The sequence below is a fragment of the Rhodococcus sp. IEGM 1305 genome, from assembly GCF_030058635.1.
GTDB classification, from domain to species: domain Bacteria; phylum Actinomycetota; class Actinomycetes; order Mycobacteriales; family Mycobacteriaceae; genus Rhodococcus_F; species Rhodococcus_F opacus_D.
This window is the reverse complement of the sequence record NZ_JASHKX010000001.1, coordinates 184241-210406: the sequence shown is the minus strand read 5'-3', so window position 1 is coordinate 210406 and position 26166 is coordinate 184241. Positions and strand designations below refer to the sequence as shown.

Sequence of the window (26166 nt, the reverse complement as noted above, 5' to 3'; positions counted from 1 at the left end):
CCAGAGTCGTTATTCTAAAGAGACAAAACCAAGATTGCTGGTGGGCCGATCTACAGCACTTCCACCTAGCGACGCTTCTCCCTGGACAGGGAATACCTGTCACCGGTCAGGTCGATCGTGCCGGCTCCCAATGCCCTCTCGCGAAGTTGATGTTTGAGAACACGTCCAACACCGTTAACGGGCAGCTCATCAAAGAACTCGATGAACCTGGGGATGCAGAAGTACGGTAGATGCGTTTCGAAGTACTTCAACAGTTCGCTGGGCTCGGGGCGCTCCCCTCGTGCGACGATGCACGCCTTGATGTCGTCTTCCGTCATCGGCGAGGCCACGGCGTGTACAGCGACTTCATCAACCAGAGGGTGCTGCCGGATGGCAACTTCCAGCTCGATTGACGACACATTCTCGCCACGTCGCCTCATCGCATCCTTCTTCCGATCTACGAATGCGAATGCCCCCTCCGGAGTTTTACGGCCGTAGTCGCCTGTGTGATACCACAGGTTGGTGATCGTCGAAACGGTTGCGCTGTCGTTCTCCCAATACCCGGAGAAGATGGCACCCGGCGCCAGGGGTCGCACCGCGAATTCCCCTGTTTCGCCATCGGGCACCTCATTGTCGAGATCATCGACGATGCGAACTTCGATAAGGCTGGCTGCACGACCCACGGTTCCTGGGAGCCGTTCCTCACTCACCGGGTTCAGGCAGATCGCGGTGGCTTCGGTTTGTCCGTACCCGTCAGACACGACACGTGTACCGAAGCGTCTCTCGAATTCTTCTTGGCGCGGGATGTCCAGCGGAATCCATACCGCCAGACGTAATTGGCCGCGCATGGGAGGGTCCGACGATTCGGGTTGGGCCAGAACGGCTGCCGCCATCGCCGCGACACCCCACGATGTGGTCGCCCCTTCCTCGTGGACCTGACGCATGAAGGTGCTGGCGTGGAATTGGGCGAGAAAGCTGACCGACGACCGAGAAAACAGCGCCGACATCAGGACCGCGATCTGACCGCCGGCGTGATACAGCGGCAGGGCCGTGACGATCTTGTCCCCCGCTGCCACCCATTCCGCGGCAATGTACATGCGTGCGACCTGGAAGTAGTAGGCGTGCGAGAGCTTGCAGGCCTTCGACAGTCCGGTCGTCCCGGAGGTGAACATCAGACTCATCAAGTCGTCAGGTCGAACACTGACTTCCGGAAGTTCGGAACCGTGCTCGGCGAGCGACGCGTATGAGACATACATGGGCGGAGAATCAAGGTCCGGGGCATTCCCGTCTACTCCTACCAGGAATTGCACCGAGGTCGTCGCAAAGTCTTGGCCACCCAGTAGAGACATTGCTGCTGCATCGCCGACAACCGCCCTCGCGCCGCTCGTCGACAACTGGTGCCTCAGGAACTCGCCCTTCAGGAAGACGTTGATCGGCACGAAGACGATACCGAGCTTGGCGCACGCGAAAATGAGCTCGACGTACTCGACCGCTGTGGGGAGCATGATGGCGAGCCGGTCCCCCTTAACAAGCCCGAGTTTCAGCAAACCTGCAGCAACTCGGTCGGTCTTCCCGTCGAGTTCGCCGACCGTGATCCATTCCCCACCGAATTTGACGAAGGGCGCCGATGGATCGGCGGCCGCCCACCCACGGAGTTGCTCGACAGGACCGACAACAGAACCTCGGTCCACGTCAAACGGTAGTTCGTCGCCGCACTGCACTGGTGCGGTAGCCGTTGAACTGGCCTGAATCGTCACACTGTCTCCTGAATACCGTCGTTCACAACATTTCGCGTCGTGCAGGTAATCGGCACGCTTTCGACCGAGTTGTAACTGATACCAACCTGACGTGGCGTTTCTTCTTTCGGAATCGTCAGCCGGAAGTTTTCAAATTTGCTCAGCAGCTCCTCGTAGGCGATCGCCAGCTGAATTCTCGCAAAATGTGAGCCCAGGCAACGATGAACCCCCACACCGAACGCCACATGCGGAGTGCCCATACGCTCGAAGTCCAATTCATCTGGATTGTCGAAATGTTCGACGTCGCGATTGGCCGACATGTAGTTCACCGCAATGCGGTCGCCCTTTTTGAATTCGCAGTCCCCGATCGTGGTGTCCTCGGTGACGGTGCGAGCCATGAAGGACACCGTGGGTTCGAATCGCAGGAATTCGTCGAGATCGACCTTCCACCAGTCAGGGTTACGCAATCGGCCTTCGACCTCAGGGTTTGTTGCGAGGTGGTAGGCGATATTCGACATTGCGCTACGAGTGGTGTCGAGTCCGCCGGCCAACAGGGCTGTTACCACGCCCAGGCGTTCGTCGTCGGTCAACAAGCGACCATCTTCCACCGTGGCAGTGACCAGCGCACCGAGTACGTCATCGCGCGATTCGGGATTCTTCTCGACCTCTTCAAGAAGCTCACCTGCGATCAGAGCGATTTCAAAGAACGCTTCGGGTGTGCCTTCGGTCGCGGCACGCTCAACGGCGCTGACCGCGCGCTTGGTGAGGTCCGCGTCCTCGGTTGCAAAGACCACGCGACCAAGCGCGCCGGCGGTGAACGGGATAGCGAAGTCGTGCACGAACTCGAACTCGCCGTGCTCCTCGAGCTTGCGCGCAACTTTAGCGACGAGGTCTTGGCCGACCTGACGGATCTGGCCCTCGTACTTCAGAAGGTAGTTGCGGGAGAAATACTTGTTGAGAAATTTCCGAAAGTCGCGGTGGATCGGTGGGTCCAGATCCAGTGGCGCCAAACTGACAGGGAGACCCCTGAGTGCAGGTTCGCAACTGCTGAACCTGTCGGGTCGCTCAGCAATCGCCTTGACGTCTTCATATCGCGTTGCGACGTAGTATTCGCCGTCGCCCGCGGCGCGCGGGAAGGGGCACCCACCTTCACGCGCCGCACGCAGCGCGTCCAACATATGCGGACGCTGTTCCGGATCGTACAAGTCGATAGATTCGACGATTTCGTTCACACTCTTCACTTCTTCGCCCTCCTTATAGTTTTTCCGGGAACTGACAGAGTCTGCTGAATCCGTCACGAACACCGGGCGTCTGTGCATCACGTTGATTCACACATTTGGCCTTTCCGCAACGCGCAGCATCTCATTCAAATCGATGAGCTTGATTCGCGGAGCTCCTCGTTCCCTCCCCAGACTTCGCTCGTGCGCGTCAATGGATTTCGCGCCGGCGAAGTTCAGGTAGTCCGGTTGTCGCTCAGATATCAGTTGTCGCAAGTTTTCCTGCGCACGAACAGGTGCGTTGAGGCGCCCCGCGCGGTGATCCTCGATGATCTTCTCGACGGTGTCCTTTGCGCACTTCTTGTTGGTGCCGATCACGCCCGTGGGGCCTCGCTTTATCCATCCCGCGACGTAGACTCCTGTCAGACAGGCTCCGCTTTCCGAGGTGACACGGCCGCCATGGTTTGCAATCGTGCCACTGACCGGTTCAATGGGAAGCGGACCTGTTGGAACTCCTCGGTACCCAATCGAGCGCAGAACGAGCCCGCACTCGATGTCCTCCTCGACCCCCGTAGGCCGCACCTGCGAACGTCCATCCTGGGTGGACACCAATTCGTTGTGTGCGATTCTCAATCCCTCTACGTGGTCATCTCCCAATACCTCCAAGGGGGACGAAAGATAGCGTAGGACGATTCGCTTCTTGCCGGGACTGGGAGCGGAGGACACGAGCTTCCTCAGAATCCCCAACTTGACCGTCGCGATGGGGTCATTCCCCTCGGTAGCGGCGCGCGAGTATGCATCCAGCTCGGACTCGTCCATGTCTACGTGAACATCAAAGCTCGACGATTGACTCAACGCTAGAAGTTCCGGAGTCGTGTATGCCGCCTGCGCCGGTCCTCGCCGTCCCATGACGACTACTTCCTTGATATTGCTCCCAGCGAGCCTATCTACGGCATGGGTAGCCATATCCGTCTTAGCGAGAGCTTGGGGTTCGCTGACAAGGAGACGGGCGACGTCCAGAGCGACATTGCCGTTCCCGATCACAACAGCGCGGTCGGCGGACAGGTCAAACACACTGTCGGCGAAATCGGGATGTCCGTTGTACCACGCGACGAACTCGGTTGCACTGTGGCTACCAGGTAGCTCCTCGCCGGGAATATCAAGCCGTCGGCTCCCGGAAGCACCGACCGCATAGACCACCGCATCGTGCGACTCCAGCAATTCCTCATGCGTAACATGTTTTCCAACAGTGACATTGAGAAACATCTCCATACCCCTGCGACCTGCGGTGCGCTGAAACAGCCCGGCGACCGCCTTCGTCCCTTGATGATCGGGAGCGACGCCGTAACGGACCAGGCCCCACGGAGTGGGCAACTGTTCAAACATGTTCACCTCGACCGCGAGATCGCGGCGCAAGAGAAGCTCTTCTGCGGTATAGCATGCCGCCGGGCCGGAACCTACGATAGCCACCTTCAGCGGGCGGAGCTTTTCGTCCGAATCTACTTTCGTTGTCTGTGCCCGAGCAACATTCGCGTCCTCGGAACTCCTGTTCGAATAGAACGCAGCGTTGATCTCCTCGTACGGAGCCGTCTCATCCGTCAGATCGATATCGGCCACGATCGCGCTCACAGGACATACCTCGACACATGCGCCGCAATCGATACAGGAGACCGGATCGATATACAGCATCTCCGCAGTGCCATAACCCGGCTCATGCGGCGCCGGATGGATGCAGTTGACGGGACAGACCGACACACATGCTGCGTCATTGCAGCAGGGTTGGGTGACAACGTGCGCCAAACCATTACTCCTTCTTGCATCCTCCTGGGACAGCGCGTACGCGGCTCCAGGTGGAACGACGAGACAAACTACGTTGTCTGTAATACCGTTATGTTAGCTACCTCACTTTCGAGTGTCAATGCTGAGGCCTCCGCAAATCCCACCAGGCAATATCCGGGCTTTCCCGCGCGGCGAGGGCCGGCCCAGTGCTGGCGAACGAGGCAAGAAGGCCCTCCAGGGTGGACGTCCACGTAGTCGCAGCCGAACTGACGGCCGTCCGCTGGTTCCGGACGCACCGAGGCGGCCCTTTTGGAGCGCTTGCACTCCAACTGACACATACCTAAGCCCCGACTGGGCCGGCCTGGCTGGGCGGTCTGCGTTCGTGGGCCCGGAGGTACCCCGGCACCTCGTTGCCCGCGGCACCCAACTTCATAGAAGCTCCCGCGGGTAGCGCAACTGCAACAAGCATGACCGAGCCTGAGACGGCGAAATATATTGAAGCGCAGCGGGTTCGTTCGTGAGCGGAAATCGTTCGCACCTACAGTGCGACCATTCGTCAGGCCGATCCACATCAATTTAAAGTCAGATAGAAAAAACCCTGGATTGGCCGCATCCTCTGGGTTATGCTTTCGCTGAGCAGTATGAGCAGATCCGACCTTCCGCGGCATCGCGAGGAGTTGGCGGACCCCAGGGTGATTAGCGCACCAAGACACCGCGGTGACATGCCGTTCCGGTAGCGCCCGACACCCGACTGCGGCGAAGGTGAGATTACGTCACCGCGCGACGACATTTTCAATCGTTAACTCAGACAGAAGGCAGAGGTTCATGGACGTCATCGCAGTGATGCCGCTCGAGAAGTGCGGAGAGGATGTCGCATCGGAGGTCGGGGGCAAGGCGCTGGGACTCGGAGCGCTTATGCGGTCGGGCATGACCGTACCTCCGGGTTTCGTCGTTACCACCGACGCGTACCGTGCGGCGGTGAAGGCTGCGGGCATCAACGAGCACATCGAGGCCGCTCTTCGCGGAGCCGACCCCGAGGGCGATCTCACAGCCGTGTCTGAGGTGATTTCCGCGCTCTTCACGGAAGCGCTCATCAGTGATGAGCTTCGCACGACTATCGAAGATGCATACTGCGGGCTGGGCTTGTCCCCGACTCCCGTCGCCGTGCGGTCCAGCGCGATCGCCGAGGATCGTGCAGACGCCTCTTTCGCTGGACAGCAGGACACCTATCTCTGGGTGCAGGGGGCAGACCAGGTTATTACCCATATCGTACGGTGCTGGGCAAGCCTCTTCAGCCCGCGTGTCATCGCCTATCGGGCCCGCTTGGGAGTTCCGCCCGAGGATGTAGCCATGGCGGTGGTCGTTCAGGAGATGGTACAAGCTCGTGCGGCAGGCGTCATGATGACCCTCGATCCGGCCAACGGTGACCGCGACGCGCTGTACATCGAATCGAACTACGGGCTCGGCGAAGCCGTCGTAGCCGGGGAGGTCACGCCGGACTCCTTCTGGGTCGACAAGAAAACTCTTGGGTTACGCAAGCGCGTTATCGGGGATAAGCAGATTGCGTACCGCTTCGATGAGGCGAGTCAGCAGGTTCGCAAGGTAGAAGTCTCGCCCGGCGAGCGTGCGGACTGGTCCCTCAGCAACGAGGAAGTGTGCAGGATCGCCGAACTCGGACGAGAGATCGAGACGGCCTTCGGCGCCCCGATGGACGTCGAGTGGGCAGTTGCCGGGTCCGGACCGTCCTCACAGGTGCAGCTCCTGCAGGCGAGGCCGGAGACAGTCTGGGCATCGCTACCCGTCCCCCCCAGCAATCAGGTCCGTGTTGCCAACGACTCGGCTGTCATCACACCGGAGCGGTGGGATCCACTACACTCACCAAGCGCTCCGAACCTTCATTGGACCACGTCTAACCTCGGCGAGGCGATGCCCGGGGTTCTCACTCCCCTGAACTGGACGCTGTGGCACCGGACGCTCGAGGAGTCCGCACTGAAGGCCGCATTCCGTATCGGTGTCCTGTCTCGAGCAGAGTCGGAATTCACTGATGACGTTGACCGCCATTACTTCCGCGCGTTCTATGGCCGCCCCACCATCCAGGTCGAGTACATGGGCACAATGGGCGACCGTATGCCTGGCACCTCGAGCGAGGACATCGTCACACAGATCCTCGGTCGTGTTCCCGACGGTTGGCAGGCTAATCCCACACGTCGTCGATGGCCCATTATCGCCGGTAGATTCCCCTGGACATTCATGGCCGTCACCAAGGAGGTCCGGGAGACTGTCAAAGCGGTCGACGCCTGGTACGCACCGCATCTTCAGCGCGTGTCCAGAGCGTCGACGGTGGCCGAGGCGACCGAAAACTTCCGAATCGCCAAACGACACTTCGACCGAGCCCTGGACACCCAGATCGTCAGCTCCCTTGCAGGCATCGTTCCGGTGTACGACATTCTTGAACGACTGACCAAGCCTGCTGGAGTGGACATCTCGGCATTGAGCGGTTCCGGTGGGGCTGAGGTCTCGGGACTCGTCACCGACGTCTGGAAGGCGTCACGCAACGAGCTCAGCTTTGACGAGGTCGTCGCGCGGCATGGAATGCACGGTCCGTCGGAGGGCGAAATATCGAGTGTTGTGTGGCGCGAGAATCCTGAGCCGCTGCGCACACTGATCGAGACCTATGCCCACCAAGACGACGCTGAGGATCCTCGCCTTCGCGAGGCGGATCACCACATCGCGGCCGGTAAGGCGGCGCGACAGCTGCTTGCTGCGACGCCGAGATGGCAAAGACCAGCCGTTCGGTTCCTGCTGAAACTCGCAGCGAAACGTATTCCGCTGCGCGGTGTGGCAAAGCGGTCGTTGGTGCAAGGACTCGACGGGACCCGAGCAGCGGCGCGGCGGCTCGGTGCACTGCTTGTTGAAGTTGGCACTTTGGAGCACCCCGACGACATCTTTTACTTGACCGCGGCAGAAGTCGAACACATACCTAGCGACGTTAAGTCGCTTGTGCGGAAACGGCGCGAGCGACGGGATGCGTACGCAGCGCTGTCGATCCCGGGCGAGTGGAAGGGCATGCCGGAGGCGACGCCGGTCGGCGCCGATGACGGACTGACCGCCGAGGGAGCGATGACTCTTGAAGGCATCGGTGTTAGCGCCGGAGTCGTTGAGGGAATCGCGCGTGTCCTTTACGAGCCTGATTTCGCCGCGGTTCAACCTGGCGAGGTTCTAGTGACCCCGACGACCGACCCGAGTTGGTCCTCGGTGATGTTCATCTCGTCCGCCCTTGTCGTGGACATCGGCGGAGCACTTAGCCATGCAGCGGTCGTGGCCCGCGAGCTTCGGGTGCCGTGCGTCGTCAACACCCGAAGCGGAAGCCGCACCATCAAGACGGGCGACCGTATTCGCGTCAACGGCAATTCTGGAATCGTCGAAATTCTCGAACGCGCCGCCTCGCCTGTGGAGCTCGAGGACGCGTGATGCGCACAGTCTTCCTCAAACGAGGAAGACGTGACTGGTCCGACGTACCGACGCGCGGGGTGTCCGCGGGCCGGGCAGGATAATAGATTCGGAATCGTCCCCGAGGGCCCTCCCGGCCCGCCACCGCAGAGGGTGGAACCGTCTTCAAGCAGCGCAACGTGTCCTGGCGACTCGTGCCCACAGCGCGGTAGCACGTGTAACCACGACCGACCGTGTCCGACAGTACGAGGTGATGACCGTGGTGCGCAGGGCTCGGTACAAGTTGCCGATTGCCGGGCCGGGAGAGCCGGGAGCGGACGACGCCGGTGAAGCCCCTCTCCGGGACCGGTGTAGGAGGTCAACGCGGCCGCCGACCGGACGTGAAGCTAGCTGCGTCGGGCGAGGGTGGTGAGAGCTCCCCGAGTTACACACGGTCGGCCGGCGGCCTTGATGTACACGCACGATCGGGGGTGCAGCCGTGACAGTCGAGAATTTTGCGTAAGTCATTGCTGCTCTGATTTTTTGACACAAAAAGCCGGGTTGCCGAAGGCTAGGATGAGGGACCGAGTCCGGCGCTGCAGCCGACAATGGCGCAACGTCCACGACTGCGGTCGTGAGCGCCATCGATGAACTCAGACTCGGACAGTCACGGGTGGCGTTTCACCTCGATGTCATGGACGGTCACAGCAATGTGGCCACGGCTTGGTCGCTGCAACCGCTCCCGGGAAACTCCAAGGCGCGACTGCGGCCGCGTGCGTGTGTCAGGTTCGAATGGCTCTGGCTCATTCTCCGTGATGGTTCCTGAGTATGTCTGTGGCTGAGGTGTATTCGCATGTGTGGGAGGTCGAATCCGGCGCGTCCATCCCTCTGCCGCTCGCGCGTTTTGATTCGATTTACGTTTCCCTCGACAGCGCCGGAGTTGTCGGGCAGGTGGTCAGCCCGTTGAGGACCGCGGCTCGGTCGCGTCCGATCCCCGGACGAATCGATGCAGGTTCGGCAGATCGTTCGAGGAGACGGCCGCCTTACAAGGTTGACACGGTCGCCGTGTGCTGGTCAGCATCTCGGGCGAACGAGGTACGAACGCGGCGGTGGTCTCAACGTGCTGGCAGTTGGCGAGGACTTGCTGCTCGTCGTCGGTGATGCCCTCAGGTCGGTGCAGGATCCGCGAGGCGACGCGCCGAACCTTCGGGATTTTCGCCCGTGCAGATGTACGGTGGACTCGTCCAACCCGAGTGCCGACCTGCCTGCGGGGCGGCCAGCAGTTGGCGACGCTGCCAAACGGCCGACGCACGGTTCTCCTCAGCGCGCCCGAGCCCCGTTGGATCGGTTTGATCCACCTGCCCTGGGCCTCGAGCGCGGAAACCGCTTTCATAGCGGCGCTGGGTGGAGGCGACGAGGACGGATTGCTCGCGGCGCGCGGTCAACGCTTGTTCGGCGGTCCGCCGGAAGTCCTCCGCGGCGGTGAGTTCGGTGTGCCGTTCGGGATCGTCTGCAGCCCTGAGTCGGAGACAAACGCTCTGAGCCGCAATGTTTTCCGCGCGGCTTCGGCCAGGTTATGCCACAGCTGTCAGCTTTCGGCGACCTCGATCGCGTCGGGCGCCCCCGTGCGCGCCCCTTCGACGCAAGCGCCAGCGCCAACACGGCACCACGGTCGTGCCCGGGCACGCGGTCGGCCAGTCGGCCAGTCGGCGAAGGTAATCGACCTTCCTGTCGTTGAGGACGTCGCCGGGGAGGGCGGTGGCCATGTCGATCAGGACGATCCCGGACCGGTGCCGTCGTCGAAGGGCGAAGTCGTCGACTCCGAGGACCTTCACCGGCCGATGCCCCGTCTGGAAGCGCACGGACAAGTCGTAGCTGGGTGCTGTGTCCCGACAGTTCTGTCGCTGGGTTCCGGAGCGGCCGGCAACCGTCAGCCAAATTCTTTCGAGGCTTCCCTTCAGCATCTGGGGGTGCGCCGTGCACATCACACCGTCTATCTGCTCGGCGAAGGTACGCCCGGATCGCAGTCGGTGGTCAGACGCAGAAGCGCCACATCCCGCAGCACGAGGCGACTCAGCCGGTTTCCGATCGCGATGTCGGCCACACCGTGCATTCGTAGCTATGTTGACCTTCGTGCAGGACGCCGGCGTCCGGAGACGTGTGGATCCCCGCAGTGAGGGGCGCACCGGCCTCACGGAGGCGATCGAGGCAACCCGTGCCGACCGCCACCGGATTGGCCGGTTCGGCGCAGACTCTCGAGCAGTCGATAGAGCCAGGCCTGGCTTTCCCTGAGCGAGACGACGTCTGCAATCTTCGAGATCGTCTCGTGGCCCCGAGGACCGGTGGCACGGCGAGGCGTGCCACCGGATTTCCGGTAATGCTCCGACGCCGAAGGCCAGTTGTGCGGGCATCCTGCGGAGGTCCCGGGTCATTCTGCTCGCAAGAAGCAGAAGCCAGTCGATTCCAGTCAGGCGAACTGCTTCATAAGCTTCGCCGCCTGCTCCGGGCGCAGCAGGCGGAAGTGCCCGTCCGCCGCCACCAGTCGCGTCCCCGGCTCAGCAGCGGCGGCTATCCACGCCTGAGCGAAGACATCGCCGTCCCCGCTGGCGACCACTCGCCCGCGCACGAGCAGCTCCACCCCGGAGGGGACGGGGCGCAAGTATTGGACGACGAGCTTCCGGGTCAGGCCCGGTTTGCCTGAGTCTGCCACGACATGCCCCAGCGCGTGATCCATCAGCATTGCCGAGATCCCGCCATGTACGTGGTGCGGCGGGCCTTCGAATGCCTCACCGAACGTACAGGTGGCGCTGGCCACGCCGTCGACAGTCTCGAACGATAACGGAGCAACGAATGGACTCCCCTCCCCGGTCATTGGTGAGAACATTCGTACGCCGTTGTACGGGTCGTCAACCGAGGAGGGCACACCGGCCTGCCGGCTCGTCGCGCCTAGGATCGAGGTGGCCTCGGCGACCAGAAGCCTCGCCTGGCAGAGGATCTTGGTAGGCACCTCCGACATGACCGAGGCGGTCCCGAGGGCGCGGAGCGCCCGACCGAGATCACGGACCGCGCGTCGTCTATCGACGAGATCGCCCGGGACGTCCTGCTCTGCCACAGTTGTCGCTTGACCGAGCAAGGGTCCCCAGGCGATCGTTGGTACCGGGCCGATTCCCTCCAGGTCCTCGCCGTCCCTTGCCCCTCGGCCGACCCTTTCAGATGGCGACTTTACGAATCCCTCATTCACGCGAGGACTCCTGGAATCTACCCGGTTGAGGCCTCGACGGGTCAAACAAATACCGGAGAGTTCCGCATCCCGCATCCCGTATGCCGGCGCCTGCAGCAGCGCCGAACTTGGGGATGCGCATGCTCGGCGCCGTCGGCACTTCGTCGCGGGACGGCTCGGCGCGCCGCTCGCGGATCGATCGTACGACGATGGCGTCCATGTCTTCAATGCCCTGCATGGTGTTCCTTCGAATCGTGGATGAAGACCGGATCACCTCCGGTCAACGGCCGACGTACGTCCCCTTCGTGCGTGTTTTAAATGCCTCGAAGGCCGCGGCAGCGTCCTCGGTGGCAAAGGTAATGCGCTGGTTGTCCCACTCCAGGTCAAGCTGCTCGGCCAGGGTATTCGTCTCAGCACCTCGCAAGGCACGGACCGTCGCCCGCAACCCGAGTGGCGGCAGCTGCGCTAGATCCTTGGCAACCTTCAGCGCGTGCTCCAGCACCTGGCCGTCAGGGACCACCTGGTTGACGAAGCCTGCACGGTGCGCATCTTCCGCCGACATCGGCTGGTCCCGCAGCAAGAAGTCCGTCGCCGCCGATTGTCCCATCAGCTTGGTGACGAAATAACTGGCTCCCATGTCGGGGCCGAATCCAAGTGTGCCGAACGCAGCTTTGAACTTCACCGACTCGCCCGCAATGCGGTAAGTGTGCAGGCCAGCCCATCCGATGCCTCCGCCAGCCACGGCTCCATTGATGGCCGCGATGGTGGGCTTCTGAAAGTTGTTAAGCATCTGAAGAATCCATCGGCCCGGCCCCAACGGGTCGAAACGTCGAGCTTGAGCCGAGACCCCGAGCGAGGCGTGATCACCCTGCATCACTCCGCCGTAAAACATGACATCCGCGTCCGCGCCGGGACCGAGCTTGCCGTCCAGCTGGGCAAAGTCGACGCCGGGGCTCCACGCCGTCGCGCCGTCCGAGACGTTCGCGGTCGTGACGATGACGCGAACGCTGTCGTCACGTTCGAGCTCGGCGGAGACGTCCAAGAGTTCCCTCAGCAGAGACCCTCCGAGTGAGTTATTGGCGAGCGGACGATCGACCGTAAGCACGGCGACGTGCTCATCCACCGACACGTGCAGTTCCTCCGACATAGGCAGCCTTTCCTCGCGCGGGGGCTCCGGCGGACCGGGGAAGCTCCCGAGACATTTTACTGTACATTAAACTCTGGGCGAACAGAAGCATTCGTTCGAACCCCCACGCGATCAATACCGCGTGGTCGATGATCTGAACCACATCTTCGACGCGCCCGATCAGGACCAGCGATGCCCGCACGGTCGCCGTCGGAGGACCTTGGCCGCTCACTTTGGGTCGGCGCGGTGTTGCCCGAAAAGAGGGCCAGGTCTTCGCACCCCCGACCGCGAGCCACCCGAGTCCCGTGTGACGCGGCCGGGGATTTACCGGTGACACTCGAACGCATCGCGCACCAGAGGATGCTCACGACGCGAATCGCGATCAGACTCCGTACCCTCCATCGACGTTGAGAGTCTGGCCGGTAATCCAGCCGGCACGATCTGACATGAGGAATCGGACTGCCTCGGCCACGTCAGTCACGTCCCCGAACCGACCAAGGGTCGTCTCCGACTTCGCCAAGGCCAGGCCTTGTTCCGTGAAGACCCCCGATTTCACCAACTTGTCGAACATGCCCTCCCCCTCGATGACGCCGGCGCCGACAGCATTCGCGCGAACGCCGAATCGCCCCTCTTCGCCGGCGATGCCCCTGATCAATGCCTGAACCCCCGCCTTGGGGGCCGACGACATCAGGTCCATCTTGCTGTACCGCTCGATCACCGGTGTGACGATGGCGGTTACTGCACCCGACGAAGCACGGAGCATCGGCAGGAAAGGCTGCACCAAGTTGAAGCAGCTCTTGAGGTCGTTGTCGATCACGCGTGAGAAGGTCTCGAGCTCAGTCTTGGCGATGAACGACATCGGAATCACCGGGCCCGCCGCGTAGACGACACCTCGCACGGCGCCGGCATCCGCGACTCGGCTCGCAAAGGCCCGAGCCTCGTCGGGAATCGCAAGATCAACCTGCTCAATCATGGCCTTTCGACCACTCGAACGGACGAGCTCCGCCGTCTCGTCGGCCCCCGCACGATTGCCTCGATACGCCACGACGACGTCATGGCCATCCTCCGCCAGGCTACGAGCGATGGCCCGACCCAAACCACCCGACGCCCCGCCGACAACCGTCCAGCTCATCGATTCCACCATCTTCTCTTCTCACTCCAAACTCAAGGATCGTTCGGCACACGAAACACATCGCGCGTCATCACGACTTCACGGCGCGCTACGGGCCAGCTGAACGAGGACCAACATTCCCGGCAGTATCTAATTCAGACTAAATAATAGGTGCATGTGACCGGGATCGTCAACAAAATCAGGGTGTCGCAGGCACGACCGTAGAAGGGCAGTTAGAATCGGGTTTGTGCCACGCCTAGCGACGAACAATGCCAGCAGCGCTCCCTTAGCGACTACCAAGTCCGCCAAGACCCGAGCCCGGATCTTGGATGCCACGGCGCACATTTTGTGCCGCAAAGGTTTCTCCGGAACTCGCCTGAGCGATATCGCCGACCGCGCCGAGTGTCAAGCACCGGCAATTTACTACTACTTCGAATCGCGCGAGGACCTGATCGAAGAGGTCATCTGGCAGGGAATGGCACACTTGCACGACCATGTGCGCAAGGCCCTCAAAGCTGCGAGCAGCGTGTCACCCGCGGAACGCCTGAACATCGCACTGGAGCAGCACCTACGCTTCATTCTGACCGAGTCCGACTACACAATGGCCGCGATTCGCAATGCCGCCCAGATGCCCATCGAGCTGCGCGATCGGCAACTCGCCGAGCAGCAGAAATACGCGGTGCTGTGGAGGAAGCTGTTCCGGGACGTGCGAACGGCCGGGCAACTTCGGCCGGGCGTCGACGAGCGGCTCGCACGCATGCTCATCCTCGGTTCGCTCAATTGGTCCACCGAATGGTGGCAGCCACGCGGAGAGTCTGTCGACACCTTGGTCCAGAACGCCAAGCGCATGCTCAACGGAGGATTCCTCAAAGAGGTCGATAACGAGGTCGACTGAGCCCCCGATGACAAGCCGGGGACCTCACGGCCCGATGACAGCCCACAAGATCCCCGGTTTCCAGCTACCCGCCTCCACGGACCACCACGTGTTCCGTTAGCAGGGCGCTGGGTGGCCGCGCCCTCCGCTCCCTCGGGCGTCGGCTCGCAGGTCTTCTCCCTCGGGCGTCGGCTCGCAGGTCTTCGATGTGGCCGTCCGCCTCGTCGCCAGCGAAGCTGGGAGTTCAGCTCTCCAGCTCGACGGAGAGCATGTGCGGTGACGGAACACTGCGAAAGTCCATCCAGTGCCCGTGAGGAGTCCATCCCATGGGGAACGGGAGCTCGATGCGACAGATCGGCCCAGTGCCATATACGGCGGGTGGCCAGCGAAGTTATCGGCGGTGCTGTGGTTGCTGCTGAAGCTGGTGACCTTGCCGAACTGCATCCGGGAACCGACGGTGACGGCAGAGTCGATGTACTCCTCAGAGTGCATCCGAAAGCAGGTCAGACCGGCCCAGGAGCACAGGTGCGCGGGATCGGCGAACCGGTGCACGTCCCCGATCTCGGCGACGAACACCGCGGCGAGGGTGGGACCGACGCCGGGCAGCGTCTGGATCGCCGCATACCCGCGGGCGCCACGCAGCTCGGCGGCGATCCGGGCGGTGAACCGCGCCGCGTGGGCGTCGAGGTCGTCGATCAGCTCGAGCAGCGAGATCACCCGCTGCGCGTACGCGTCCCCGAGCGGCACCCGGGCCAGCCTCTGACGGCCGGTGACACCGAACAGGTCCGACACGGGGATCAGGACGCCGGCCTTGGCGAGCACGGCGTGCACCTGCGCCTTCAGGCCGGAGCGCAGCGCGACGAGCTTCGCCCGGTACCGGACCAGTTCCCGCAACTCGCGTGTGGCAGGCGGGGCGATCCAGGCTTCGGGTAGCCGGTTCATCCCCAGCAGATCCGCCAGGTCACCGGCGTCGCGGACGTCGTTCTTGACCATCCGGTATCGGAATCCCTTGACACCCAATGGGTGTGCCAGATGCACCGTCGCACCGGCGGCCTGCAGGGCGTCGACGGCCCAGTACCAGCCGTAGGTGGCCGCGAGCACCACTTCCGGGTTCGGGCCGGCCTTCTCGATCTGTAGACCCAACGCCACCGGATCGTTGACGATCCGCACCGCCGACAGTTGCTCACCCTCCGCTGTCTGGCGGACGATTACCGACCGCTGCCGGTGCAGATCGATCCCGACGAGCTGATTTCCGTCATACTCGTTCATAGGGGCCTCCTTCGTCGTGATGAACCTTGAGACCCAGCATTCGCCGGGAACCACGAGAGCGGGGAGGCCCCGCTCGTGTGCAGGTGGGCCAACAGCCGCACGGGTTACCTCAACGGCCTAGCGCCGCACACGACGCCCGGCAGCTTTCCGCGGAGACGCACCTGACGCACCGCGGTAGACGAGGTGTGACCTCGGAGACGACAGATGACAAAAAGTGACGCTTGACACCTACTCGGTCGACTGCCAGGATACTTAATAGTGATTCAATTCATATCTAGGACCGTGCTGCTGTACCGACGCGCCCAGCACGCCGACTCCGAGACGGCTGCGGACACAGTAGACACCGGTAGAAACCCCTGACCCTCGAGCGGAAGCATCATGTCGACAGTAACGAGAAATTCTCGGCAACATCCTCGTGCCGTTCCCCAAGTACCAGGTGAGGTGGGCATCTGGGTTTTCATATTCGGCGATATGGTTATTTTCGCCGTCCTCTTCGCCACCTTCTTCTATTACCGAGCGAAGAAGCCCGAGATTTTCGATCAGTCGCAAGTCGCGCTGAATCAGAACTACGGTGCGGCCAACACGGTGGTGCTGCTGGTGAGCTCACTGCTGGTTGTGCTCGCTGTCCGGGCGGTGCGGAAACGGATGCCGCTGGCGCCTCACCTGATCGCCGGTGCCATCTTTTGCGGAATACTCTTCTCGGCGTTGAAGGTCTTGGAGTACGCCGAAAAAGTGAGTCACGGGATCACCCCGGCCACCAATGACTTCTTCATGTTCTATTTCGTGCTGACCGGGTTGCACTGGTTCCACCTCATCGTGGGATTGGTAGTACTCGTGACGCTGTACGTGTTCGCACGTAAACCCGAGATCACCGAGCATCGATTCGCCTTCTTCGAAGGTGGCGCCTGCTTCTGGCACATGGTCGATCTGCTGTGGATCGTTCTGTTCCCAATGCTGTATCTGGTGAGGTAGCGATGATTCCGACATTGACTGCGCTGGCACGAACCAAGGCAACGGCCGTGTGGTTGGTACTGGTGTCCGCGACCGTGCTGTCGTGGTGGCTGGGTTTCGAGAGCGCGCACGGTGCCGACGCCTACCGAGAACTGATCGGCGTCGTGATTCTGCTCGTCGCCTTTATCAAGGTCCGATTCATCGGCATGTATTTCATGGAACTGCGGGATGCCCCGCTGCCGTTGCGCGGTCTGTTCGACGGCTACTGCCTAATTGTCTGCGCGGCGGTCGTCGGCATGTATCTGTGGGCTTGATCCCCCGCTGTGTACCAAGTCTTTTCGTCGAGTTAGGAGAAATGATGTTCAAACCCAATGACGCCGATGTGATAGTAGCGACGAACCACACTGCTATCCAGAAGGTATGCGCCTGGAGTGGCGTGGCCTGCATCCTGTTTATGTTCACCGGCCTTGTCATCGCGGGATTTCTGCCGCCGATGCCGACGTCGTGGTCGCAGGCCGAAGTGGCCGCCCATTACCGGGAGAACGCGAACGCTATCCGTGCGGGCGCCGCTCTGGTCGCGGTGGCCTCGATGTTCTATGTGGCATTCACGGCCGTCTTTTCCGGGCAGATGCGTCGGATCCCCGGCATGCATCCCACCGTCGTGTACACGCAGCTGGCCGGTGGCACGCTCGGGTGCCTGACCTTTCTGGTGCCCGGACTGCTGTTCGTCGTCACGGCGTTCCGGCCGGAACGTTCGCCCGAGTTGACCATGATGCTCAACGACATGAGCTGGATCTTGATAATCATGCCGTTCCCCCCGTTCATGGTGCAGAACTTCGCGTTCGCTTACGCCATCTTCAGCGACAAGCGGCAACAGCCCCTGTTCCCTCGTTGGCTGGGGTACGTGAATATCTGGGTACCGATAATGTTCATCCCGGTTGTGATTGTGCCGTTCTTCCGGTCAGGACCGTTCGCTTGGAGTGGGATCTTCGGCTTCTGGGTTCCGGCCATTTCCTTCGGCCTTCAGTTCATAACGAATATGATCTTCATACTGCGGGCCATCAACCGACCGGAATCGGAGGACGCCCCGCAGTCGTCGCCCGGATCCACCCTTGTGGTATGAGATTGTGGCATAACATGTTGTCGGGACATGACAGCGACTAGGTAGCTAGAAGCGGCGTAGCCGGGTTTTAGCTACCTAGAGCGTGTCTACTAAACGTTCGAGGACCGGTGCGGGGTGCTGCGTGAGTGTTGCGAACCGATGAGATCTCCGATGACCTGTGGGCTGTGGTCGAGCCCGTTCTTCCTGCACCATCCGGCCGCAAGGGACGTCCGTGGAACGACCATCGATTGACCCTGGACGGGATCACCTGGCGATTCCGGACCGGGTCACCGTGGCGGGACGTGCCTGAATACTTCGGTGCATGGCAGTCGATTTGGGACGCCACCGTCGCTGGTCGGCCGACGGCACCTACGTGCGTATGTTCGCCGCCGTGCGCGCGGCGGCGCCGGACTACGACGCGCAGCTCGAACGCCTGCTCTCGATCGACTCGACCATTGTCCGCGCCCACCAGCACTCCGCCGGCGCACGGACCGATGCGCACACAGGGGGCTCGGTCGAATGACAGGAATCGGGCCCACGAACCCGCCGACCACGCGCTCGGTCGCTCCCGAGGCGGCGTGAGCACCAAGATCCATGCCCTCGCCGACACCTTCTGGTGCCCGCTGACGCTGTTGCTTTCGCTGGGCCAGGCAGGCGACAACCCCTACCTGGCACCCTTGCTCGGGGCTCACCGCGCCCATGACCCCGAAGCGTTCCGACTGTTGGCGGACAAGGCGTACTAGCATCCGAGTACCCGTAAGCACCTGCGGGAACGCAGGATCTCGCACACCATCCCCGAACGCAGCGACCAGATCAGTCGACGCAAGGCCAAGGGATCCGCCGGGGGTCGGCCACCCGTATTCGACAAAGACCGCAATCGCGAACGCAACGTCGTCGAGCGTGGCTTCGGGCGTCTCAAACAATGGCGTGCGATCGCCACTCGCTACGACAAGTACGCCACCACCTACCTCGGTGGCGTACTCCTGGCCGCACTCGTTATCCATCACCGTGTCCGCAAATAGCAGACACGCTCTGGTCGCCCCGGACCACCCGCCCCGCACGGGTAGTATCGAGCACTGTGACCATCGACGACGATGCCGCGGTGCGGAAGCTGCCCATGCGGGCGCGGATTCTGGCGGCCGCGCCAGATGTGCTGTTACGCTTCACATTGACGAAATTCACGATGGACGAGGTTGCCCGCGCCGCGGGCATCGCACGCCAGACCATCTACAAGCATTTCTCGAGCCGCGACGAACTGCTCATCGCGATGTTGATAGAGGATATGCAGGTCCGCCAGGCGCCGGAGCTCCTCGATGTCGTCGGGCGTCACCCCTCGGTCGAGAATCTCGTCGAGATCTTCCTGACCGAACTCGAGGTGGCCGCGAAATATCCACTGTTCCACGAACTGCTCGATCCCCGCACCGCGCCACGTGCGGCCGAACTCCTGTTTCAGTCGGCGAGCATCATGGCGGTCCGGGAGGCCTCCTGGAAGCCGATCCTGCACCGGTATGCCGAACAGGGTGTTGTTCGTTCGGACCTCGACCTCGCGGCCACGGTGCGCTGGATCACCTATCAAATGTTCTGGCTGGTCACCCATCCGGCCGTACTGACCGACGACAAGGCTGAACTGCGCGAGTATGTACGCCGGTACATACTCGGGGGCATCGTGGCCTAGGCCGTATCCCGTTGGAGCGAAGCCGATGAGCGCGCGCCGCGTCGACGGAGCGACTGATTAGAATCTGTAAGGAAGGAGCGCGCGACGCCTACGGGCTGCCCGTCCCGGTAGACCCGTCGAGCTCTGACGGCCGGAAGAAGACCCGCAATCGGCAGAAGTCGTTCGCGACTCGTGACGAAGCGCAGGCCCGAGCCGACGAACTGAACGCCGCAAGGCACACCGGCGGCACTAACGCACTGGCCGAGCAGCGGAAGGCCGGTGATCTGCCGTTCGGTTACTACGCCCGAACGTGGCTGGACAGCTTGCGGGTGAAGGTAGCGCAGGGGCGGCTGAAGCAACGCACCCTCGACGACTACGAGAGAGGTCTCACCTGTTGGGGGGATGCACACGCCGCAGAGAGGGCGAAAGGTTGAAGGGCTGTGGCCCGGTCCACGACCAATACCGTGCTCTTCGGCGTGCGCCTGTTGGATCGCGACCGGGAGCGTGCGATACGCGAACTGATTCCACAGATGCGCACCTATGACTGGAGCGAGCGCGAGAGTCCGCCCAGTGAGCAGGCGGTCCCAGCCGGCAGCGCCAAGTGGAGCCAGACCCCGCCGCGCGGCATGGCCTATTGGGAGAGTCTGGTGGAAAAGCTCGCCAATGAGCCGGTCCACGCGGGTGACCGCTTCTTCATGGCGACGCTCAAGCCCCTCGGCATCGAGAAGGGCAAGCCATTCGAGCCCACACCACGCCAGCAGAAGATCCTCGATGACGCTGCCCAGATGGGCGAGTTGATGGCCAAGGCGAATACCTACACCAAGCGGTTCGAAGAGCCCTACTGGCCCGGAACGCATTGGAAGGACACCGGGTAGGAGATTACGAGCAGCTTGATGAGCGTGCCTCTTACTTCTACGAGGGCGTCTCCATCTCCGAAGCGATGCGGTCCACGACTCCCGGGCAACTTCGGCCAGGCGTCGACGAGCGGCTCGCACGCATGCTCATCCTCGGTTCGCTCAATTGGTCCACCGAATGGTGGCAGCCACGCGGAGAGTCTGTCGACACCTTGGTCCAGAACGCCAAGCGCATGCTCAACGGAGGATTCCTCAAAGAGGTCGATAACGAGGTCGACTGAGCCCCCGATGACAAGCCGGGGATCTCACGGGCCGATGACGGCCCACGAGATCCCCGGTTTCCAGCTACCCGCCTCCACCGACCACCACGTGTTCCGTTAGCAGGGCGCGGGGTGGCCGCGCCCTCCGCTCCCTCGGGCGTCGGCTCGCAGGTCTTCGATGTGGCCGTCCGCCTCGTCGCCAGCGAAGCTGGGAGTTCAGCTCTCCAGCTCGACGGAGAGCATGTGCGGTGACGGAACACTGCGAAAGTCCATCCAGTGCCCGTGAGGAGTCCATCCCATGTGGAACGGGAGCTCGATGCGACAGATCGGCCCAGTGCTGATGTCATCCGTATCGAAGATCTGGAACTCGCCGAGGTGCTCCTTGAACTTGGACACAGGAACGATGAGGTAACCATCGCCTTCGGGGGCGTCTACAGTCCGAGGGACAAACGCCGGCTCGAACGGGGACTCGTGGCGATTTGCGGTCAACTTCACTCGCTTGTCCGACCCACTGCGCATGTTGCGTCGAATTAGCGTGTCCATCCGCATCGCGCCTGGCCTGCTATCGCTGGGCGAGCCTCCCACGAGAACACCCCAGTCGTAGGGTCGGCCGAAGTGCCGTTCATCGATCTTCGGGAGCTCGCACATGACATCGTCGAGCACCTCACTCGTGACTGTTCGTGTCTTGAGGTTGATCGTCCATCTGCCAAGCACACTCGGCGCAACCTGGAAGAACGGAATGAAAGGGTCACCTGGTGCTGACATCTCGTCGGTTTGGAACGGCGGACGCCCGAACAACGGTGCGTCGAGCTGGATCGTGTCACCGATCTCGTTAGCCGACAGCATGTGCATCATGTACTGCGGCGGCAAGTCGGCAGTGATCCAGATGATCTCCGAGTTGATGTCGAAGCGGTTGATCAGCGCCAGCATAATCGGCTTGGCGACTTCCCATCCGTACCCACCAAGGCCCTTATTCGCCTTTTCGCTCGAGAGCGTGAACGGTTGGAACGGCAGAATGAAGTAGTTCTCGGACAACCACGCGTCGTGGGCGACGGTGTTGTACGGGGCATCGAGGATAGGACGCGACTGGACATCGCCGTTGGGCTTGATCCAGTGAAGGGTGACGAACGGGCGCACGTCGCTGTAACCCCACGCATACAGCATCCCCGTGTCCGCATCCCACTTCGGGTGCGGCGCCATATTGCCGTCATTCTCGTCGATGGGCTCACGGATACCCCGTGAGAGGTCCTTGCCCCAGGAGGGAAAACCCTTGGTCTCGAGCGTTATTGGATCGATGCGAAGCGGAGCCCCGGCCTGCTCACCAATCGCGAAGATGTCGCCAGCGAAGGGGAAAGCATTCACCAGCGCCGTGTTGTGAGAAAGCAGACGCGTCTGCTCATTGCGGATGATGTCACCGAGACCCATCGCACGCCAGTCTTGGCTGATCGCGCAGTCCTCCCACTCGAAGAGGGCTTCTCCGGCCTTCTCCTCGGCCAGGAACTTGGGCGTCCTTACCCACCGGTTGCGGAAGGACGCCTTTCCGTTCTCGAGAACCAAGCCCTGAACCATGCCATCAGTGGTAAAGACACTCTCGACCCCCTGACGCGCAGGGCGTCGAACGGTCGGGCCGTTATGGTACAGCCCACCGTAGATGTCCTTGGGGATCTGACCCTCAATGACTCGACATTCCGGAACCGTGGCCTCGAAGGCCATGGGCCAGAACACTCCCCTTTGCTGCATGCTCATCGCTCCTCAGTCTTGAATCTACTTTTTTGAATCTTGATTTAATTATGCTCTTGGCTAGGATCACGTGTCAACACGACGAGTTCAGAATGAGCGCAGCATGACCTCCGACATAACGGCCGCTCAGGGCATTTCGCGCTTTTAGGGTGGCCACCGCGAGCTAGTCGTTAGCGAGCAATTCAGCGCCATCATCGATCGCGCCTCGCCGAACGGCTCTGTCGGCGGTGAGGGGCGAGTACTTCAGCCTCTGGATGCTGCCAAGACGGTCCAAGACACCGGAGTCGGCGGGCTACGGTCGGCACAGACCGCCATATCTGATCGTCAGGTGGCTGCAGGAGCGCCATGCCGGCGGATTCCTCTCAGCGATGGGCCGCTGGAGAAGAGGCTTTGAGGTCCGTCATCGGCTTTGCCATTAAATTCGAGCCTCCGGCCCCCGTGCAATCGGATCAACGAGGAGTAGGAGGAGCCTTTCCTCTTGAACGGCGAGGCATCGGACCCGAGCTGGCTGCTTTCACTTCTCACATAACCTCATGCCAGACGGAGGATAGTCAGACCAAGCATCGGGTACCGCTCGAATGCACGTATTGCACTCCGAAGACCTGCCGGGACAGCACCCGTCGGGGTGGTGCCTCAAATCGCAGCCCGCCTATCCGCGAAGTCCTCGCGGAACGGCTCATGCTTACAGAGACGGGCAAGGTTGGCGGCCGGCGTCGAATCAGGAGCGAACGACTAACGCCCCTTGACCGCTGATCCGCCCACCGCGAGTCGTGCCATCCGCTCCCCGAGAACCCGCCGCGACTCGCTCGTCCGCGCCCAGCGACTCGAGCATGTCGGGATTCTGCGCGTTGAGGATATCCTGGCGGTTGAAGGTGATACGACAGCTGCCGTCCGTCTGGTCAACCAGCAGTGAGCCGGATGTCAACGTCGTCATAGAGCACCTCCGTTGTCAGGACGGTGGCACCTAGGGATTGTGCACGCTGAATGACGAGGCGATGTCACGCCCGATGATCTCTTTCATGATCTCGGTCGTACCGCCGTAAATCGTCTGCACGCGCGAGTCGATGAAGGCACGGGCAACGGGATACTCGATCATGTACCCGTAGCCGCCATGCAGCTGGACGCATCGGTCAACGATCCGTTTCTGGAGCTCAGTGGTCCACCACTTACCCTTCGCCGCATCCGTGGCCGTCAGGGTCCCAGCGTTCTGGCGGACGGCGAGGCTGTCGACATAGGTTTCCGCGATGTCCAGTTCGGTCGCCATTTCGGCCAGCGCGAACCGTGTGTTCTGGAACTCACCGATCGGCTGACCGAATGCCTTTCGCTCGAAACAGTACGCAGCGGTCAGGTCGAAGATGGCGCGAGCATCCGCAACCGCGCCAAGTGTCGTGCTCAGCCTCTCGCGTGGGAGGTGCCTCTTGAGCTGTGACAACCCGGTCCCGTACGTGCCGAGCAGGTTCTCCAGTGGTAGACGCACATCGTTGAAAAAGAGCTCGCCGGTGTCCTGCGAGTGCAGACCCACCTTCTGCAAGGGGCGACCCCGCTCGAATCCAGGCATGCCGTCCTCGACCACGAACAAACTGAAGCCCAGAGACCCATCGTCTTTCACCGTGCGCGCAGCAACGATGACGATCCCGGCAATCGTGCCGTTCGTAATAAAGGTTTTGCGACCTGATAAGACCCACTCGTCACCGTCTCGGCGCGCCATCGTTGACATCCCCCGCAAATCGCTGCCCGCTTCCGGTTCGGTCATAGCGACGGCTCCGACAATCTCGCCCGCCGCAAGACCAGGCATCCAGCGATCGAGCTGCTCGTCCGTACCGAGGTCCAGCAGGTAGACCAGAACCATGTCGTCCTGGTTCGCCAGGCCGATCGAGAAGGTGGTCGCTCTCGCCAGCGCCATCTCCTCGCTGACCACCATCCGGAAGCGCACATCGGTCTCGCCCGGTCCCCCGAACTTCTCCGGGATCCCCAGTCCGTAGATTCCAGCGTTGATCGCGGCGGTGAAGGCTGACAGGTCGATTCCACCCTCCTCCTCCCAACGGGCGTAGTGAGGCGTGACCTCCCGTTTGATGAAAGTCCTTACCGTGTCGCGGTACTGCTCGTGCACGTCCTCGTAGATCGCGCTGCTCATGAGACCGGAGCCATCTGGGGGGCGCCCGCAGAACGCTGTGACACGCTGACGCCAGGAAGGATCAACGCGGCGATCGCGTTCCTCAACACTGGCGGGCTGCCGCCGGCCACAATTGTTGCCACGACGTCTCGATGGATGCGCTCGATGGCGTAATTCGTGGTCGCCCCGTAGCCGCCATGGAGCTCCAGCGCCTTCAGCGTGATCTGCGAGGCCACTCGCGCGCCGTAGAGCTTGGCGGCCGTTGTCTCCAACGCCCGCGGGTAGTTACCGTCGATTGCCGAGGCCGCGGCATTTCGCGCCATCAGCCGCAGCGCCTCGAGGTCCGTCCACATGTCGACCAGGGCGTGGTAGACGGCCTGGAACTCGGCCAATGGCCGTCCAAAGGCGACTCGTTCGCGGACGAACCTCTCCGCTTCGTCGTATGCGGCGCCAGCCATGCCGAGGTTGAACGCACAGTTGTGCAATCGCTCCATGTTGAAGGCAGTCATCAGGTCACCGAAGCTGCCCGGCCCCCGAATGATGTTCTCGACAGGAATCACGACGTTCTCCAGCGTCAGGTCCCCGTGAGGGATACCTCGGCACCCAAGGAATTCGGGGCCAGCCTCGATCGTCACACCAGGCATGCCTTCTTCGACGATGACCGCGCCGATTCCTCGGTGCCCCGGAATGTCATCGAACCGAACGAACACGGCATAGAGCTGGTTTACCGTTGCTCCGGTCACAAAGTTTTTCTTGCCGTTGAGGACCCAATCGTCGCCTCTTCGCTCTGCAGTGGTGACGAGGGAGGTCAAGTCCGACCCAAAATCCGGCTCGGTGAGCGCAATGGCGCACTGCCTTGCTCCGGTGACGAGGTCCGGAAGAAACTTGTCCCGGGTCGTCTGCGACTCGGCCATCATCACCATGCACGGTCCCGGTCCGGCTGTGGCGAACAGCGGCTCGCCGATCGCCCAGAACTGCGAGTTCCTGAACATCGCCTCGACGGTGATCAGATAGTCCATCGCGGTCAGTCCCTGGCCGCCGTACTCGGTAGGCATCGTCAGGCCAAGGAGCCCGTGCGCCCTGACATGCTCCACGACCTCGGAGTACGGCACCTTGTTCGACCGATCCCATTCCGCCGACCTGCCACGAAGGGCGGCTCCAGCGGCCTTCGCACGCTCCTGCAGTTCCAGCTGTTGCGCACTGAGGGTGAAATCCACAGCATTCTCCCGTCCTCATACGCTCGACACGAGCGCATGCTTTTGAAACTTGATTCAAAACTGTATACTACATGAAGAACGGAGGCGCGTCACGGCCTCGAACCCCTCATCGATTCCGAAACGTGTCGAAGAATGACGGTGCGTCGCATAGTGTTCGAGAAGAAGCCGTGAAGACTCCCGCGCGATGGTGACGCCATTCCTGAGTCTTTCGCGATCGTAGTTGCGACGCGGCAGACGCCCTCGCGTCGACCTTCTGCGGGGTGCCCCGGATGCGGATTGACCACCACGGGTCGCTGCGTGCAGGTCGACGTGCCGACTCAAAGTTCGGCAAGTCCCACCGACCGCTGCTGTATCGGTCGCCCGTCTCGGCGTTGCCGACGCTCGCGTGAAATCGAAAATACCGAAGTGGTGGGCACGTCCCGTCCGCCGCGGCCAGCGGTCCAGATCCCGATCACCACTTCGGCGAGCTGTTTCCCGATCAGCGCATGCAACCGCGCGATCCCGTCCACTCCTTCCGGAAGCCGGCCTTGCTCAG

General features: G+C 62.0%; 18 protein-coding genes and 2 pseudogenes. 9 read left to right on the top strand and 11 right to left on the bottom strand.

Going from position 1 to position 26166, the window contains the following annotated elements; translation table 11 throughout:
- Positions 1–65: 65 nt before the first annotated feature.
- From QM693_RS00985 to QM693_RS00975, 3 genes are all read right to left on the bottom strand, one after another.
- The gene (locus tag QM693_RS00985; protein ID WP_283351060.1) at positions 66–1736 is read right to left on the bottom strand and encodes an AMP-binding protein; all 1671 of its coding nucleotides are present in this window, start codon (positions 1734–1736) and stop codon (positions 66–68) included.
- A complete protein-coding gene (locus QM693_RS00980) occupies positions 1733–2956 on the bottom strand; it encodes a cytochrome P450 (protein ID WP_283351059.1) in 1224 nt (407 codons plus the stop codon). The genes QM693_RS00985 and QM693_RS00980 overlap by 4 nt, the downstream gene beginning before the upstream one ends.
- 87 nt (positions 2957–3043) lie before the next feature.
- Positions 3044–4732 (bottom strand): FAD-dependent oxidoreductase, encoded by a 1689-nt coding sequence (locus QM693_RS00975; protein ID WP_283351058.1) that lies wholly within the window; start codon positions 4730–4732, stop codon positions 3044–3046.
- 804 nt (positions 4733–5536) lie between these two features.
- Between QM693_RS00975 and QM693_RS00970 the strand changes: the two genes are divergently transcribed.
- A complete protein-coding gene (locus QM693_RS00970) occupies positions 5537–8182 on the top strand; it encodes a PEP/pyruvate-binding domain-containing protein (RefSeq protein WP_283351057.1) in 2646 nt (881 codons plus the stop codon).
- 2425 nt (positions 8183–10607) lie between these two features.
- Here the strand turns inward: QM693_RS00970 and QM693_RS00965 are convergent.
- The 3 genes from QM693_RS00965 to QM693_RS00955 form a co-directional block, all read right to left on the bottom strand.
- The gene (locus QM693_RS00965; RefSeq protein WP_181450142.1) at positions 10608–11252 is read right to left on the bottom strand and encodes a PaaI family thioesterase; all 645 of its coding nucleotides are present in this window, start codon (positions 11250–11252) and stop codon (positions 10608–10610) included.
- A gap of 388 nt (positions 11253–11640) precedes the next feature.
- Positions 11641–12507, bottom strand: coding sequence for an enoyl-CoA hydratase/isomerase family protein (locus QM693_RS00960; protein ID WP_141471507.1), 867 nt, complete (start codon positions 12505–12507; stop codon positions 11641–11643).
- A gap of 361 nt (positions 12508–12868) precedes the next feature.
- On the bottom strand, positions 12869–13618 hold the full coding sequence (locus QM693_RS00955; protein WP_240960532.1) for an SDR family NAD(P)-dependent oxidoreductase: 750 nt from the start codon (positions 13616–13618) through the stop codon (positions 12869–12871).
- 226 nt (positions 13619–13844) lie between these two features.
- Here QM693_RS00955 and QM693_RS00950 point away from each other — a divergent pair, with 226 nt between their 5' ends.
- The gene (locus QM693_RS00950; RefSeq protein ID WP_105417955.1) at positions 13845–14492 is read left to right on the top strand and encodes a TetR/AcrR family transcriptional regulator; all 648 of its coding nucleotides are present in this window, start codon (positions 13845–13847) and stop codon (positions 14490–14492) included.
- A 480-nt stretch (positions 14493–14972) separates the two neighbouring features.
- Here the strand turns inward: QM693_RS00950 and QM693_RS00945 are convergent.
- A pseudogene (locus QM693_RS00945) lies at positions 14973–15740 on the bottom strand (IS110 family RNA-guided transposase); the annotation flags it as partial.
- Positions 15741–16181: 441 nt separating this feature from the next.
- Between QM693_RS00945 and QM693_RS00940 the strand changes: the two are divergent.
- From QM693_RS00940 to QM693_RS37715, 7 genes and pseudogenes are all read left to right on the top strand, one after another.
- Positions 16182–16712, top strand: coding sequence for a cytochrome c oxidase subunit 3 (locus QM693_RS00940; RefSeq protein ID WP_342365510.1), 531 nt, complete (start codon positions 16182–16184; stop codon positions 16710–16712).
- A gap of 14 nt (positions 16713–16726) precedes the next feature.
- Positions 16727–17005 (top strand): cytochrome C oxidase subunit IV family protein, encoded by a 279-nt coding sequence (locus QM693_RS00935; RefSeq protein ID WP_241962035.1) that lies wholly within the window; start codon positions 16727–16729, stop codon positions 17003–17005.
- Positions 17006–17049: 44 nt separating this feature from the next.
- Positions 17050–17814, top strand: coding sequence for a hypothetical protein (locus QM693_RS00930; RefSeq protein ID WP_133169337.1), 765 nt, complete (start codon positions 17050–17052; stop codon positions 17812–17814).
- 125 nt (positions 17815–17939) lie between these two features.
- Positions 17940–18815: pseudogene (locus tag QM693_RS00925) on the top strand (IS5 family transposase).
- A 56-nt stretch (positions 18816–18871) separates the two neighbouring features.
- On the top strand, positions 18872–19468 hold the full coding sequence (locus QM693_RS00920; protein WP_105417951.1) for a TetR/AcrR family transcriptional regulator: 597 nt from the start codon (positions 18872–18874) through the stop codon (positions 19466–19468).
- A gap of 419 nt (positions 19469–19887) precedes the next feature.
- On the top strand, positions 19888–20322 hold the full coding sequence (locus QM693_RS00915; protein WP_283351055.1) for a DUF1254 domain-containing protein: 435 nt from the start codon (positions 19888–19890) through the stop codon (positions 20320–20322).
- 65 nt (positions 20323–20387) lie between these two features.
- The gene (locus tag QM693_RS37715; RefSeq protein ID WP_206016905.1) at positions 20388–20582 is read left to right on the top strand and encodes a TetR-type transcription factor C-terminal domain-containing protein; all 195 of its coding nucleotides are present in this window, start codon (positions 20388–20390) and stop codon (positions 20580–20582) included.
- 195 nt (positions 20583–20777) lie between these two features.
- On the opposite strand, the gene QM693_RS00910 is transcribed toward QM693_RS37715, so the two are convergent.
- The 4 genes from QM693_RS00910 to QM693_RS00895 form a co-directional block, all read right to left on the bottom strand.
- Positions 20778–22307 (bottom strand): carotenoid oxygenase family protein, encoded by a 1530-nt coding sequence (locus QM693_RS00910; RefSeq protein WP_283351054.1) that lies wholly within the window; start codon positions 22305–22307, stop codon positions 20778–20780.
- A 712-nt stretch (positions 22308–23019) separates the two neighbouring features.
- Positions 23020–23235, bottom strand: coding sequence for a hypothetical protein (locus QM693_RS00905; protein WP_105417948.1), 216 nt, complete (start codon positions 23233–23235; stop codon positions 23020–23022).
- A 30-nt stretch (positions 23236–23265) separates the two neighbouring features.
- Positions 23266–24435: an acyl-CoA dehydrogenase family protein gene (locus tag QM693_RS00900; RefSeq protein ID WP_164065122.1), complete on the bottom strand. Its 1170-nt coding sequence runs from the start codon at positions 24433–24435 to the stop codon at positions 23266–23268.
- Complete coding sequence (locus QM693_RS00895) at positions 24432–25631, bottom strand: acyl-CoA dehydrogenase family protein (protein WP_105417946.1); 1200 nt, start codon at positions 25629–25631, stop codon at positions 24432–24434. Before QM693_RS00895 ends, QM693_RS00900 begins: the two co-directional genes overlap by 4 nt.
- Between the last annotated feature and the right edge of the window lie 535 nt (positions 25632–26166).

Bases quoted from the DNA above. Each gene is read 5' to 3' on its own strand.
- QM693_RS00955 (WP_240960532.1), bottom strand. From the start codon at position 13,618: ATGAGCTGGACGGTTGTCGGCGGGGCGTCGGGTGGTTTGGGTCGGGCC.
- QM693_RS00900 (WP_164065122.1), bottom strand. From the start codon at position 24,435: ATGAGCAGCGCGATCTACGAGGACGTGCACGAGCAGTACCGCGACACG.
- QM693_RS00910 (WP_283351054.1), bottom strand. From the start codon at position 22,307: ATGAGCATGCAGCAAAGGGGAGTGTTCTGGCCCATGGCCTTCGAGGCC.
- QM693_RS00930 (WP_133169337.1), top strand. From the start codon at position 17,050: ATGTTCAAACCCAATGACGCCGATGTGATAGTAGCGACGAACCACACT.
- QM693_RS00960 (WP_141471507.1), bottom strand. From the start codon at position 12,507: ATGTCGGAGGAACTGCACGTGTCGGTGGATGAGCACGTCGCCGTGCTT.
- QM693_RS37715 (WP_206016905.1), top strand. From the start codon at position 20,388: ATGCGGTCCACGACTCCCGGGCAACTTCGGCCAGGCGTCGACGAGCGG.
- QM693_RS00970 (WP_283351057.1), top strand. From the start codon at position 5,537: ATGGACGTCATCGCAGTGATGCCGCTCGAGAAGTGCGGAGAGGATGTC.
- QM693_RS00905 (WP_105417948.1), bottom strand. From the start codon at position 23,235: ATGACGACGTTGACATCCGGCTCACTGCTGGTTGACCAGACGGACGGC.